The sequence below is a fragment of the Runella defluvii genome, assembly GCF_014195535.1.
GTDB lineage: Bacteria > Bacteroidota > Bacteroidia > Cytophagales > Spirosomataceae > Runella > Runella defluvii.
This window is the reverse complement of sequence record NZ_JACIBY010000002.1, coordinates 539,212-553,546: the sequence shown is the minus strand read 5'-3', so window position 1 is coordinate 553,546 and position 14,335 is coordinate 539,212. Positions and strand designations below refer to the sequence as shown.

Annotated in this window: 11 protein-coding genes; 2 read left to right on the top strand and 9 right to left on the bottom strand. The window is 46.4% G+C overall.

What is annotated here, in order from left to right:
- Positions 1 to 60 precede the first annotated feature (60 nt).
- Positions 61 to 2,925, bottom strand: coding sequence for an alpha/beta hydrolase family protein (locus tag FHS57_RS07115; protein WP_183972166.1), 2,865 nt, complete (start codon positions 2,923 to 2,925; stop codon positions 61 to 63).
- A 103-nt stretch (positions 2,926 to 3,028) separates the two neighbouring features.
- On the opposite strand from FHS57_RS07115, the gene proC reads away from it, so the two are divergent.
- The gene (gene proC / locus FHS57_RS07110; RefSeq protein WP_122932374.1) at positions 3,029 to 3,832 is read left to right on the top strand and encodes a pyrroline-5-carboxylate reductase; all 804 of its coding nucleotides are present in this window, start codon (positions 3,029 to 3,031) and stop codon (positions 3,830 to 3,832) included.
- 122 nt (positions 3,833 to 3,954) lie between these two features.
- The gene (locus tag FHS57_RS07105) at positions 3,955 to 7,623 is read left to right on the top strand and encodes a DUF7948 domain-containing protein (RefSeq protein ID WP_183972165.1); all 3,669 of its coding nucleotides are present in this window, start codon (positions 3,955 to 3,957) and stop codon (positions 7,621 to 7,623) included.
- 157 nt (positions 7,624 to 7,780) lie between these two features.
- Here the strand turns inward: FHS57_RS07105 and FHS57_RS07100 are convergent, their stop codons facing one another.
- The 8 genes from FHS57_RS07100 to FHS57_RS07065 form a co-directional block, all read right to left on the bottom strand.
- Positions 7,781 to 8,491, bottom strand: a complete 711-nt coding sequence (locus tag FHS57_RS07100) for a zinc metallopeptidase (protein ID WP_122932372.1) — start codon at positions 8,489 to 8,491, stop codon at positions 7,781 to 7,783.
- A gap of 21 nt (positions 8,492 to 8,512) precedes the next feature.
- A complete protein-coding gene (rfaE2, locus tag FHS57_RS07095; protein WP_183972164.1) occupies positions 8,513 to 8,998 on the bottom strand; it encodes a D-glycero-beta-D-manno-heptose 1-phosphate adenylyltransferase in 486 nt (161 codons plus the stop codon).
- Positions 8,999 to 9,106: 108 nt separating this feature from the next.
- Positions 9,107 to 10,114: a lysylphosphatidylglycerol synthase transmembrane domain-containing protein gene (locus tag FHS57_RS07090; protein WP_183972163.1), complete on the bottom strand. Its 1,008-nt coding sequence runs from the start codon at positions 10,112 to 10,114 to the stop codon at positions 9,107 to 9,109.
- Positions 10,115 to 10,209: 95 nt separating this feature from the next.
- Positions 10,210 to 10,557 carry an aspartate 1-decarboxylase gene (gene panD, locus FHS57_RS07085; RefSeq protein ID WP_122932370.1) on the bottom strand — a complete coding sequence of 116 codons (348 nt, stop codon included), beginning with the start codon at positions 10,555 to 10,557 and terminating at the stop codon, positions 10,210 to 10,212.
- A gap of 34 nt (positions 10,558 to 10,591) precedes the next feature.
- Positions 10,592 to 11,434 (bottom strand): pantoate--beta-alanine ligase, encoded by an 843-nt coding sequence (gene panC, locus FHS57_RS07080; RefSeq protein ID WP_183972162.1) that lies wholly within the window; start codon positions 11,432 to 11,434, stop codon positions 10,592 to 10,594.
- Positions 11,435 to 11,577: 143 nt separating this feature from the next.
- Complete coding sequence (locus FHS57_RS07075) at positions 11,578 to 12,207, bottom strand: hypothetical protein (RefSeq protein WP_183972161.1); 630 nt, start codon at positions 12,205 to 12,207, stop codon at positions 11,578 to 11,580.
- 163 nt (positions 12,208 to 12,370) lie between these two features.
- Complete coding sequence (locus FHS57_RS07070; RefSeq protein WP_183972160.1) at positions 12,371 to 12,730, bottom strand: DoxX family protein; 360 nt, start codon at positions 12,728 to 12,730, stop codon at positions 12,371 to 12,373.
- A 304-nt stretch (positions 12,731 to 13,034) separates the two neighbouring features.
- On the bottom strand, positions 13,035 to 14,306 hold the full coding sequence (locus tag FHS57_RS07065; RefSeq protein ID WP_183972159.1) for a M14 family zinc carboxypeptidase: 1,272 nt from the start codon (positions 14,304 to 14,306) through the stop codon (positions 13,035 to 13,037).
- Positions 14,307 to 14,335 lie beyond the last annotated feature (29 nt).

The window sequence follows — 14,335 nt, the reverse complement described above, 5'->3', positions numbered from 1 at the left end:
AATAAAAACTACTTTTGCCAGACCTGGAAGGTTTTAAAAACCTTATAGGTCTAATAATGTCTATTTTTGCGAGCCACTACCGAGCTGCGAAGCCTTCTGAGAAGAAACGGGGCTAAGTCCTTGACGGATTCCCTTTTCGACCATTGGAAGGCCCTCCGACATCCACTCGGGAGCAGGTGCATCCTTGAGGTAGTGGTCAAAATATTGGTACAAACGTACGGCAAAATCTTTCATATTTTGTCGTTTTGTTAATCCATGTTTTTCTCCGTTGTAATTAAGCATCCAAACGGGCTTGTTGAGGCGCTTGAGTGCCATGTAAAATTCGATCCCTTGGTACCAAGGCACGGCACCATCATCGTCGTTGTGCATCATCAACACAGGCGTTTCGATTTTGGGGGCGTGGAAAAGCGGCGAGTTTTCGAGGTATTGCATGGGCTTTTCCCAAAGTGTCCCACCAATACGGCTTTGGGTACGCTCGTACTGCGCTTGGCGCGACATTCCTGAATCCCAGCGAATTCCGCCGTAAGCACTCGTCATGTTTGAGACAGGAGCGCCTGCTTCGGCTGCACGGAATAGGTTGGTTTGGGTCACAAGGTAAGCCGTTTGGTAGCCGCCCCAGCTGTGGCCTGAGATACCAATTTTGTCTTTATCCACAAACCCTTTATCAATCATACTCAACACGCCTGGCACGATGCAATTGTACGCACTTTGGCCAGGGTAGCCGTCTTTGTAAACAATATCAGGAACAAAAACCACGTACCCATTGCTGGTAAAGTACGAGAAGTTGATGTACGAACGAATCGGGCGAGGGGCGTAGTGGGTATGAATATTTTCGGAATTTTTCTCGTAGAAATACGTCATCATTGGGTATTTCTTGGTCGGGTCAAAATTCTCAGGTTTGTAGAGTAACCCTTGCAATGGTGTACCATCACCCGCGCGCCAATTGACGATTTCGACGCTTCCCCACCAGTAGTTGGCTTGCTGGGCGTTAGCTTCGGTAACGCGTTTTACGTTTTTGAAACTTAAATCGGTCGCGTACCAATCGGGATATTCTTTGAACGTTTCTTTGGTGAAAAGAACACGGTCGGCGTCTTTGGCCTTCAACACGGCCATTCCTACTTTGAAATCGCCTTCGTACAAACGCTGGATAGCACTGCCCGTCAGCTGACTGAAACCTTCTTGGCGGGTAGTTTCGTTGACGGTACGCAACAAAAGAGACTTACCAAGATCGATGTTTCGCTCTTCGGCATCCAAACGAACGTAGCGGTACTGGTTTTTGGCGGCGCGGCCATCGGTTAATTTTACGAGCGATGTAGGCTTTTTAGGGTCAATTTGCCAAATGTCAAAACGGTCATATACCAACAAATACTGGTCGTTTTTAGTCCAGCCCGCTATGCCGTACGGATTGGGGAAATCTGGATGGTCATCTTCTTCGTCGGCGTATTTAACGGTTTTATTATTGGTCAACTGAATGGTTTGATTGGCCGTAATATCGTGCGCAAACCAAGCGGTGTCAGGGTTAGAAAACCAGTACAAATACTTGCCTTCTGGTGAGGTACGCGCACTGCCTTCTATTTTTTCTTTGGCCATTTTTTTAGAACCATCGCGCAAGCTAATGATATAGGCATCCTCTACGGGATTCCAATCCCAGTGCTGGTGCGAGTAGCGACGGTCGGATTTACCAACGGCAAAATCAGCATTGCCTTCATTGACAAGTGTAACATCAGGAACTTCTAATGTACCCAACTGCGTCAATTTTAGGTCGTTAAGGTGAGCAACGGCCAAATACGACTGCTTTTTGTCGCGTTCGAGGCTTACTTTTTGCTGGGTTTGAAGGCGTTCGTCTTGCCAATGCCATACTTCCACGTTGACAATTTCTTCGGTAAGCAAGGTGGTGTCTTGTACGATGGGCTTGGGGTTGGTACCAAAAAACAACTTAGAACCATCTTTGGCAAAACGAGGGGTGTATTCGCCACTCACAAGCCATCCTTGCGCCGCAGGTTGGTTCGCCTCATCGGCTAGGCGAGCGGCAGTAGCTTGACCCGCTTTCCAGTAGAATAATTTGGGCAAACGAATTTGGGCTTTGCTGTTGGTGTCCAAATCGGCAATGAAAGCCAATTGTTCGCCATTTTCGTCAAAAGACAGCTTTTTGAATTTGTGCTTTGAATGCCCTTCATAAACCTGCTGAAGTTGGTTTGACGTGGGTTCAAAGACATAAACCCCCGCTTTGGTAGAATCGTTACCTGAAGTTGCAAATGCCAAGCGCTTGCCGTTTTTGCTCACTTCATAATCGGTCACAAACCCGAATGCGCGTTCGGTACTGGTTTTGAGCATACGCGTCACCAAGCGGTAGCCGTTTTCATCCGATTCGCGTTTGGCGCGTCTTGTGGGGGCTTTTTTGGTGGTGTCAGGCTTTACTTTGGGACTTTCGCCTAAGTACGCGACCCATTCGCTGCCTTTTTCGGGTAATTTGAATGACTGAATGGCAGGAAATTTGCTGAGTTTTTTGGTCGAAAGCGCATAGATGCCCAGCGAGTCTTTTGGCATTTCGTCCTTTTTCTTTTTGGCCCGCTTGGCCGCTTTGGTAGCGCTCAATTGGGGCTTGATTTTGAAAACGGCAAATTCAGAATCGTTGGAAAAACGCAACTCACCGCCTCGTGCCACCGAGTCGGTTTGGTTCGTGACAAAATTTTGAAAAACGACTTTCCCGTCGCCTTCTTGTGGGTTAAGCGCATAACCAAACCATTGCCCATTGTTGCTGACGACGCGCTCAGGAATGTCTTTCCAAAAGTCGTACACATCGTGGGTAAGGGCTTTTTTGGCAATCGGCGCGGGGGGCGGCGTTGTTTTTTTGGGTTTCTTTTGGGCGAAAGCAGTGTAGCAGCCCAAGAAACATAATGAAGTGTAAAGGAGAAGTTTTTTCATGAAAATGAACGTATTTGGTCTTCAAAAATACACTAATGGAGCGTTTTATTGGTAAATTATCCTCAATTTTGCGACATAATCTCAAACTTCTTAGTCGAAACTGATGAAAATTGCCATTGTAGGTTGCGGAAACATGGGAATGGCCTTTGCCAAGTCGTTTTTGCAATATGATTTAGTAAAAAAAGAAAACCTTCTTTTGATTGAAAAAAGCGCCAATCGCGCCGAAAACCTGCGAACCGAAAACACGGGTGTGGTGGTCGAAACCATCAGCGCGCACGTGGGCGAGTACGACGTCGTGATTTTGTCGGTAAAGCCGCAAGATTTCGGCATGGTTCAGGACGCCTTGCGGGAGGTACTTCAACCGCAGCAAGTGGTGTTGTCAATAATGGCGGGGATTCCGATTTCTACCATTCAAGAAACACTAAATCACCGTTTGGTCATTAGGGCCATGCCTAATACCCCTGCCATGCTGGGAATGGGTATCACGGGCTTTTCGGCGGCGAAGGAGTTGAGTTTTGCCCAATTGCTAAAAGTTGATAATCTCATCAATGCCACGGGACGCTCGGTGTTTTTGGAAGACGAGTCGATGCTTGATGCCGTAACGGCCTTGAGCGGTAGCGGCCCTGCGTACTTCTATTATTTGGTCAAAGCGATGGTGGAAGCAGGCAAGCAAATGGGCTTTGAGGAGTCGATGGCAACTTTGTTGGTAAAGCAAACCATGTTGGGGTCTTTCCATCTTATCAACAACGCCGATAAAAGCCTCGATGACCTGATTAAGGCCGTTGCTTCCAAAGGAGGAACGACCGAAGCCGCCCTTCGCGAGTTTGAAGGTGGGGGCTTGGCCCAGACGCTCCAAACGGGAATTTTGGCCGCTGAGCGCCGCGCCAAAGAACTCTCAAAAGGGTAATAGGAGAGGCTGAACGCTGATTTTTAAAGAAAATAACGAGGCTTTCCAACGTTCCAGCGTTTTGGAAAGTCTTGCCTTTATAGGTTGCATAATTTCAACGAATTCTTTTCGTTTGTTTTAGTATGAAGCATTTTGTACGCATTTTAGTTGTATTGTTTTTGGTGTGGGGAGAGGGGCGTGCGCAAACCCCCTCGGCGGTTCGTTTTGTGCGTAATCAAGGTCAATGGGACGCCGACGTACGTTATCGCGCCGATATTCCAGGAGGGTATTTGCTCCTGAAAGAAAAATCGCTGATGTACGTTTTTTTTGAGGGAAATCCTCTTCGTAGTGCCCATGCCACGGGTGAGCGCTTGTCTAACGCCCGTATAAGTCCGCTGGTAAACGGGCACGCGGTGGAAGTGATGTTTGACGGGGCGTCGTCGGCCATCAAAGTAAAAGAAGACCATTCAAACGCCGCCAAGTTTAACTATTTCTTGGGCAATGACCCCAGCAAGTGGGCGCAAGATGTGTCCTCGTTTGGCGAGATTGTCTATGAAGATGTCTATCCTGGCATCGACTTTAAAATGTATGCCTTCCGCCAAACCCTCAAGTACGAATTTTTGGTAGATCCTCAGGCCGATGCCTCTAAAATTAAGCTTCGTTACGAGGGTAGTAAGTCGTTGAAGTTGGAAGATAATCAACTGGCGGTCGAAACTTCCATCAATACATTTCGGGAATTAAAACCTTATACGTACCAAGAAATCAACAACCGTACCCGCGAAGTAGCAGCTCATTATCAGTTAGATGGAAATCAGTTGTCGTTTAATTTTCCAAAAGGATACGACCGCAGCCAAGCGCTGACGATTGACCCTGAGCTGGTGTTTTCGACTTTCTCGGGTTCGTTTGCCAACAATTTTGGACACGCTGCTACGTACGACGAACAAGGGAACTTGTATTCGATTGGTACATTGCACTCAACAGGGCCTTTCCCAGCCACTGCGGGAGCTTTTCAGCGTCAAGCAACGCAGAGTGTGGATATGGGTTTGTTAAAATTTAGCCCTGACGGTACTCGTCTTCTTTACGGAACCTACATTGGAGGCTCCGACGTTGACGTGCCGCACAGTATGATTGTGAATAACAAAGGAGAACTGGTGATTTTTGGGACAACATCGTCGCAAAATTTTCCGCTCTCATCTGGTGCCTATCAAACGCGTTTTGGCGGCGGAACGGCCGTTGAACCTGTCGGAGGATTTGGATATACCAATGGTAGCGACATTTTTGTGCTGAAACTGAGTGTCGATGGGTCAACGTTAGCGGCAAGTACGCTGGTGGGAGGCAACGGCAATGATGGAATTTGCCGCACTTTTGATTTTAACTTGATCAACTACAGCGATGAGTTCAGGGGGGAAGTAGTGGTAGATGACAAAGACAATGTCTATGTGGCTACTTCGACCAACTCGACCAATTTCCCGACGGTCAATCCCACCACGGCGCAGTACGGAGGGGGGCGCCAAGATGCGGTGGTGTTTAAGCTAAGTTCAGACCTCAGAACAATGCTCATGAGTACGTACTTGGGAGGAACAGCTGCGGACGGAGCATACGGCGTAAAATGGGCACCGTCGGGGGCTTTGTACGTCGCAGGGTTGACCCGAAGCTCAAATTTACCCGCTAAAACAACCGCATTTAAGAGCACCAAAAGCGGGGAAGAAGATGGTTTTGTGGCCAAATTTGTCAACGATAAATTGGAACAATTGACCTACCTCGGGACGGATAGCTCAGACGTGGCGTATTTGTTGGATGTGGATGCGGAAGAAAATGTCCACGTTTTTGGACTCACGCGTGGCCGTTATCCCACCACTACAGGAGTTTATAGCAATACCAATGCGGGGCAGTTTATTCATGCTTTAGATAAAACACTTTCGCGAACGATATTTTCAACCACCATTGGTTCATCAAGAGCAAGGCCAGATATTGCACCGACTGCTTTTTTGGTCAACGAATGTGGGAATATTTATTTGTCGGGTTGGGGAGGGGTCGTCAATTCACGAAATGGCTATAACCCCACCAGTAGCACCATTGGCTTGCCAACAACGCCTGACGCTTATCGACAAACCACAACGGGAAGCAATTTTTACATTGCTATTTTAGAAAAAGGAGCAAAATCGCTGTTATACGGTACATTTATTGGAAGTACAACCGCGAGTACCGACGGTGATCACGTGGACGGTGGAACGAGCCGTTTTGCCAAAAATGGTGTGATTTATCAGGCCACGTGTGTGTGTCGCCAAGCCAATTTCCCTTCTACGCCCAACGTGTGGGCGGTAAATCGTAACAGTGGGGATTGTAACAACGCGGCATTCAAGTTTGACATCGACCGCCTCAAGGCCGATTTTGATGTCTATCAAGGGACAACCAAAAATGTATTGTCGGGTTGTGCGCCTATGACGTTGGATTTCTTAAACACCAGTGAAGGTGGAAAGACTTATACCTGGGATGTGCAAGGAAACAACATCTCGCGTGATCCGCTGAAAGCAACTTACACATTTAATCAACCAGGTGAATACCGTGTGACGCTGCGGGCATCTAATCCCTTGGTTTGCCGTGGACAAGATGTTGTGACAAAAATTATCAAAGTAGGCGTAAGCAAAGCGGCTGCCAGTGGAGATACCACTGTTTGTAGCAACGTAGGTGTGCCACTCAAAGCGACTGGCGGATTGAAATATTCGTGGACGCCTGCGGCGGGTTTGAGCAATCCAACTATTGCTAATCCCATCGCGAAGGTGAATGCTACTACCAATTTTATTTGCACCATTACGGATTCGGCTTGCGTCGTGACGCGTACCGTAACGGTTAAAATCAACAACGATAAGCCTGACTTTGCGGCGTTTAAAGATACCACGATTTGCGTAGGACAAAGTGCCGTTTTGAGTGCCCAAGGTAGCGCCACTCGTTATCGTTGGACTCCTTCGTTGACGTTGAGTGATTCGGTCGGAACGCGGGTAACTGCCAAACCGTTGGTGACAACCGTCTATACCGTGACGGGGCAATATGCCGATGGGTGTTTGCCACAAAAAACCATTACTGTTCGCATTGATAACAATAAGCCTGATTTTAGAGTAACACCTGACACGACAGTTTGTGTGGGGCAAACGGCCATGTTGTTAGCGCAAGGTGCAGGGACAATTCGCTGGAAAGCGTCACCAACTTTGTCGGATACCACAATCAAAAACCCCGTTGCTAACCCTTTGCAAACTACTACCTACACCGTGACGGCTGTTTATCCTGATGGCTGTAAACCAAGTAAAACAGTGACGGTAAACGTGGAAAGTGGCCCACAAAACACCAGTTTTGATGTCGTACCCACCTACGCTTGCGGCAAACCGACGATGGTGCAATACGTGAATAGAACAACGGGAGCATCGCGTTATGAGTGGGATTTTGGTAATGGAACGAAGTCGGGCGTGGCGGCACCTGGAGCGTTGGATTATACCCAAAACGGAACGTATCAAGTAACACTCAAAGCGTATTCGCCGCGCGGGTGTGCAAGTACCGTGACGCAGTCGGTGTCGGTGTTGAACTTAGACAAAATTCCGAACGTCATCACCCCCAACGGCGATGGTAAAAACGATACCTTCGTGGTAGGCGCTCCAAGTACGCGCATTGAGATTTTTAACCGTTGGGGAAAACGCGTTTTCGCCAGTGACAACTACGCTGATGATTGGGGCAAAGATGTTATAAACGGCACGTATTATTACCAGCTCACACTGCCAGGCAATTCAATCTGTAAAGGCTGGATTCAAGTAATTGAATAGAGGCGAATGACGAATTGAGGAGTGACGAATGACGAATTTTGAATAACGATAGTGCAACAAAAAAGCGGCCGAAAGCCGCTTTTTTGTTTGTTTGTGTTGAGGTTGCTCACAACCTCAACGGTACTTTAGAGATTGTGAGCAACCTCAACACGTACTTTTAGTCATCGCTACGACGACCGAGCAATAAACTTGCGTAATATAGTAAGTTTGCTAACGCTCCCAACGCAGCTACTACGTAGGTGAGGGCAGCCCATTGGAGTGCATCTTTGGCCATTCCGTATTCGTTACGATTGACAACGCCACGTTGTTCAACCCACGCCAAGGCGCGGCGGCTTGCATCAAATTCGACAGGAAGGGTAATCATGGCAAACAAGGTTACCCCTAAGTTGGCGGCTACCAAAACAGTTAGAATGGTGGTGCTAACCAGACCTTGATTGTAGAAAATAAACCCGCCAATGAACATCATCGCCATGTTGAAAAAGTTCAGGATGTTGCTACACACCTGCACCACAGGTACCAATGCTGAACGCATCTTCAGGGGGCCATAAGCTACTTTATGTTGTACGGCGTGTCCGCATTCGTGGGCAGCCACGGCCGCCGCCGACACACTGCGTCCGTGATACACATCGGCGCTTAGGTTAACGGTTTTATCCGCGGGATTATAGTGGTCAGTAAGCATTCCTTCTACTTGCGTGATGCGCACGTCGTAGATGCCATTATCGCGCAGCATTTGTGAGGCAATTTCTGCACCACTCATGCCGTTCATTAATCCTACCTGCGAGTATTCGGTAAATTTGCTTTTTAAGCGCCATTGGACAATCATACCAATGACCATAAAGACAATTCCAATGAGAATTAAACCACCCATGTTTTCTTAGATTTTTCGCTGTCAATAACTATTTTTAATCTTTTCGATGAGCGAAGTCGTCGAATAACCTTTCACTAACGGAATGGTTTTCACGGCTCCTCCTCTATTAACGACAAAATCCGCACCAACGATGTTATCTACTGAATAATCGTCGCCTTTGACCAAAATATCAGGACAAATTGTCTGAATTAGCTCCAACGGCGTAGGTTCTCCGAACAAAATGACAGCATCCACAAACCCCAATGAGGCCATCAAGCGGGCGCGGGCGTATTCGTTGACCACAGGGCGAAGCGGGCCTTTGATGCTGCTTACCGAGGCGTCGGTGTTGAGGCCAAGCACCATTCTATCGCCTAAGTTACGGGCTTTTTCGAGGTAATCGATGTGGCCCAAGTGAACGATGTCGAAACATCCGTTGGTAAATACAATTTTTTGACCATCTGCTTGCCAAGCGCGGGCGGCTTGCGCACCTTCTTCCCAAGATAAAATTTTAGCGGCGGAGTTAAACATGAGATTGTTACGTAAAAATTACACAAAAGTTGAAATTGTAACCGAAGAATAAGTTATCCGTTATCAATCACGATTAACAGTTAACGGATAACAGTTATACACATAACGTTATCCCACTGCGGTTTTTGGGCTTTTTACGAGGGTGATGATAAACGAAATTCCGCCTAGAATTAGCATCAGAATCATTTGGGTACCGTGGATGTACGTCGCGAGGGCAAGGCCGTCTTCTTTCGATAATCCGTAAAGTACCAATGCGCTACTTACCAAAATATGATAGGGGCCAATGCCTCCTTGCACGGGTGCCGACATTCCCAAACCACTCATGATAAGAATGGTTAGTCCTGCCAGAAGGGTGAGGTTTGATGACTCAGGCAGTACAAAAAAACAAACGTACGAACTGAGCAAGTACATAGTCCAGATGAGAATGGTATGGAACAAAAACAACCACGGATTCCGTAGTTTTCGGACGCTCAACAAACCATCAATTAGCCCCAATACAAATCCTTCGATTTTGGCAAAAAGCGAATTTTGACGCAAACGCTCGGCATTTTTTCGGTAAAACCACCACGCGGCTCCTAAAAAGCCTATTCCTAGTACCGCCAAACCTCCCAAAAGGGCTATTCGATTGCTACCACTTCCTTGGCCTATCCCTAACTTTTCACCAAACAACTCCATGAAGAAATTGCTCAAACGCCCAAATTCGAGCACAAACGCAAGTCCAATCAAAAACAAAAGCGTTACAACGTCAAAAACGCGTTCGGCTACTACGGTACCAAAGCCTACATTGACGGGTACTTTTTCGAGGCGATTGAGCGTACCGCAACGGGTCACTTCGCCCGCCCGTGGAATGAGTTGATTGGCAAAATATCCCGTAAAAACGGCCACGGTCGAGTCGAAGGCAGAGGGACGATACCCCAGTGGTTCGAGGAGCATATTCCAACGGTAGGCACGGCTCCAAGCGGCAACGATGGTAAAAATGGTGACCAAAATGAGCCAGCTATGGTTGGCGTGTTGGAATTTTGCCCACATGGAAGCCAAGTCCATGTCTTTAAAAACGTACCACATCAACCCACCCGCTACGGCAAGCGAAAGGCAGTATTTGAGAATATTTTTCATCTGTATGTTTTTTGTAGTCCATAGTCCACGGTCGATAGTCCATAGTAGATTCGTTATTTTCTATGGACTGTGGACTATTAACTATCGACCATTAACTATAAAACTCTGTTATTTTCGTCGGGGAAAACGATTTTTGGTTTGAAGGTTTTGGCTTCTTCTTCGGTCATCATTCCGTACGAAATGATAATGACCACGTCGCCTACTTGGGCTTTGCGGGCGGCGGCACCATTGAGGCAAATAATGCCCGTATTGCGCTCTCCTTTGATGACATACGTGATGAGTCGTTCGCCGTTGTTGTTGTTAACTACGTGTACTTGTTCATTTTCCAAGATACCCGCCGCTTCCATGAGGGCTTCGTCGATGGTGATGCTTCCTACGTAGTTGAGCTCGGCTTGCGTTACTTTAACGCGGTGGATTTTTGACTTAAAAAGGGTAACAAACATTGTTGTTTGGATTGTTTTCGCGGCAAATTTCAGTCTAAAAAACTATATTATCAATCAGACGAACCTTTCCAAGGTGGGCTGCAATACACAGCGCGGTTTGTCCTTCAGGTTGTAGCTCAGTAACATCTTGCAGACTGAAAGCATTCACAATTTCAAAATATTCTAAACGAAAAGCGGGTTCTTGGGCAAAGTGTGCATCCATCCACGCTTTGACATCAGCGGGGGAACGACCTCCTAAAAGGGAAGCTTTGGCCGCACTTAGGCCCGCGTAAATGTGAGGCGCAAGGGCGCGTTCGTCGGGGGTGAGGTTACGATTGCGCGATGACATCGCCAGCCCGTCCGCTTCGCGAAGGGTGGGGCGAGGGTGAAGTTCTATTTGAAATCCCAAATCAATCATCATGCGTCGCACAACGGCCACTTGTTGCAAGTCTTTTTGGCCAAAATACGTACGGTCGGGCTGAACGATGTTGAATAATTTCGAGACAACGACGCCCACACCGTTGAAATGGCCAGGGCGAAATTTACCCTCCATCACACGTTCCAAATCGCCAAAATCGAAGGTTAAAAGGGACTTTTCAGGGTACATTTCTTGAACGGACGGCGCAAAAACGGCGTCGCAACCAACGGTTTGGAGCAATTCACAGTCGGTTTCCAGCGTACGAGGATACCGAGCGAGGTCGTCGGGGTTGTTAAACTGAATCGGGTTGACAAAAATACTGCAAACCGTCAGGTCATTTTGGGCGTTGGATGCCTCGATGAGCGACAAATGTCCTTCGTGAAGCGCCCCCATCGTGGGTACAAATCCGACAGATTTGCCTTGGGTACGTTGCGTACGTAAGTAGGCCCGCAAATCGGCTATGGTGGGAAAAATGTGCATTTTAGGTTTCTATATTGTTTGCAAGTCAACAAATGTACTTTTGAGTACAGGTTAAACTGTTGAAAAAGAGCTTCGGAGAGGCGTACCATTTGTAGTAAAATAAATGAGCCCCCATTCCTTTTAAGCTCCATAGGAGTGTCATCTTATTTCGTCAAATGGTTGTCCAATACCCATTGAATGTGCCATTTCAATCGTTCAAATGTACCGTTGTCCATAGGAGAAGGACCTTCAAACATACTTGAGAAAAATAGGGGTATTGTATCGTTAAAATAATAGGTTCCTATTGTGGAGTTAAACTCAGAAATTGAATAATTTCCTTCTTCTTTAAAACTCTCTAACAACTCACGACCAAAAGCATTATTGACAATAATAATTTTAGGATTTAATGCTTTGATAATTTCGGTGCTCACCTTGAGTTGGGCTTTTATAAACTCTTTATTTTCCTTCCATAATTTTTTAACATCCGTAGAATCCGTTTTTCTTAAAAAAAGTAAATCTATGTGCGACCATTCATAGCCTGTATTTTCTACGAGTAAAGGGAATCTTCTAAAATATTTGTGAAGTTTATCCCCTCCATGTTGAGGATAACTCGAAGTATTTGTGCCATCTACATTAGTTTGAATTTCCTCATTTTTTAATGGAGATGAGGGGTTTAAGCCAACTATTAAAATAGCATTTTCTAAGGCTGTTTTTGGCAAAAGAGCAGTGTCTTCACATTGAAAACGAGAGAATATTTCGTCAATTTCCTCTTTGTATTTTTGGAATACTTCCATTTGAAATTAAATTTTTTTGATGAAAAATAATGATTCTATCGTTCTGTAAGCGTGAAAGATGTCACTCCTATGGAGCTTAGTGATAAGAGGGGCGCTTTTCGTATCTACTAAGATTTCACCTCTCTGAGGCGTTTTTTAGTGCGTTTAGTCTATTTCCCAGATTCTATTTCTTATAAATAAACCAAGCCCAAGCAATCAAAACAAATTGAATGGGTAAACGTATCAAGGCGACTTGGTGGCTACCAATGGCAGGGTTTTCTTTGAAAACATCAATAACGTGCAAAGGCAAAAATACCAGCATCATGACGAAGATGCCAAGTGCGGCAAGTGAACGAAAACGGGGAATAAATATGCCTATTCCTACAGCAATTTCTGCGATACCTGCCAAGTAATTAATTGCGGCTTGGGGGAGGAAATCAGGAATGAACGGAAAAAACATCGCTGGCTTTAAAAAGTGACTAACGCCTGCAAAAATCATTACAGCTCCGAAGAGAAATGTTAAAACCAGCTTTGCTCTTTTCATTGATTTTTAAGTTTATTGTTAACTAAGGACTTTCAGTTATTTCGCCCGCAGAAGGCCGCTGACTAATAAAAACGCAGATTTTCGCTGAAAAAGGACTTAATGAGGCTATTCATCTGCGGTTCTCTCTGTGCTAATCTGTGGGTAAAAACGTTGGACAAGTCTAACTAACGCTGTATTGTTTTGCCTATTTATTGCTCCAGGGGAGCCAAATCTTCGTAGAACGAAATACCAGATTCTCCAAAAGCCCCATCGGGGTGACATATTTCACTTTTTCTACAAATAATCTGGACAGGCACGTAGAAAGTTAATTTTTTAAAAATCCGTTGTCAACTTTCCAGTTTTTCTTGTCCGAACGCAATTCAAAATTGGCGCGGTCGCCTAGTTTTAATACCACAGGTTTGCCGCTCTTGGGGTCGAGCAGTTGCGCTCCTTGGGCGTCGATTTCTTCGATGCCATAAAACACCGACAAATCACCAAAATCTTCGACACTACTGCGGTAGCTAAAGCCCGTCGCATCGGCATTATTGGACTCGTTGCGGTTAATGGCTACATCAACGGTATAGCTGACGCCGTTGAGTTCCGTGCGGGCGTTGCGGATAATAAGGTCAAAGTGGTTTTTCTCGTTTTGCGGAATTTTTTCGTAGTCGTTCCGATTCTGACGCGTGTAGGTTCCATCGGCGATGGCTTCAAGCGCGGTCAAAATAGCGATGAAATTCATCTTGCGTAAATACTGCTTCTCGGGGTCGTTTTTGTAGCCGCCCGACTCAATGAGTACCAAACTCGTTCCCCATTTGGCAATGTTATCGCCGAAAGCCCTGGGTTCAAACTCGTCCGAATACCGAGCGACCTGATTGGGGATATATTTCTGTAAATCGCGGTTCATGCCCACAATGAGCTGCATGGCTCGCTCGCGGACGGAGTTGATGGTACGTTCTTCGTTGTAAGCCGTTGCCAAAAACGAAATCGCGGCTACTTCTTTGGTATTCCCTACACTGTACCGAGGGCTTTGGTCGTGGAGGTTGAAGCCCACCAACGGCTTGAGGGTTTGTTGAAGGTTTTTAAGCAGTTTCGACTCTGGGCATTGAAGACGCACCGCATCGCGGTTCATGTCGATTTCTTGAGCCGTGCGGCGCTGCCAACGTTCGACGCCGTCGGGATTAAGCATTGGCACAAAATACAACGTACTTTTCTCCAAAAGCTTTTTGCGAAGGTCATCAAAACCATCGCCGCTGGCATTCAGGAAGTTAAAAATATCGAGGAGAGCCATCGTCGCGGTAGCTTCGTCGCCGTGCATTTGCGACCAAAGAAGCACAGGAGGTGCGCCTTTTCCGTATTTGATTTGATAAATGCCACGTCCTTCAAACGATTTTCCTGCTTCGCTTACCGCAAAATTAGGGCTCGTTTTGAGGCGTTCGATAAGCGGCACCAAGTGGCGGTGCTTAAATTCGCGACGTACGTTTACGCTTTTTTCTCGAAATAAATCGTGCGCGTCGAAAAGGCGCTGGGCGAGGTTACTTTGGGCAATAATGGTTTCAGACATACAAAAAAAAGAAACCACCAATAACAGGTGTTTCATGATCTTAAAGGAGATATTGTGAAAACTCC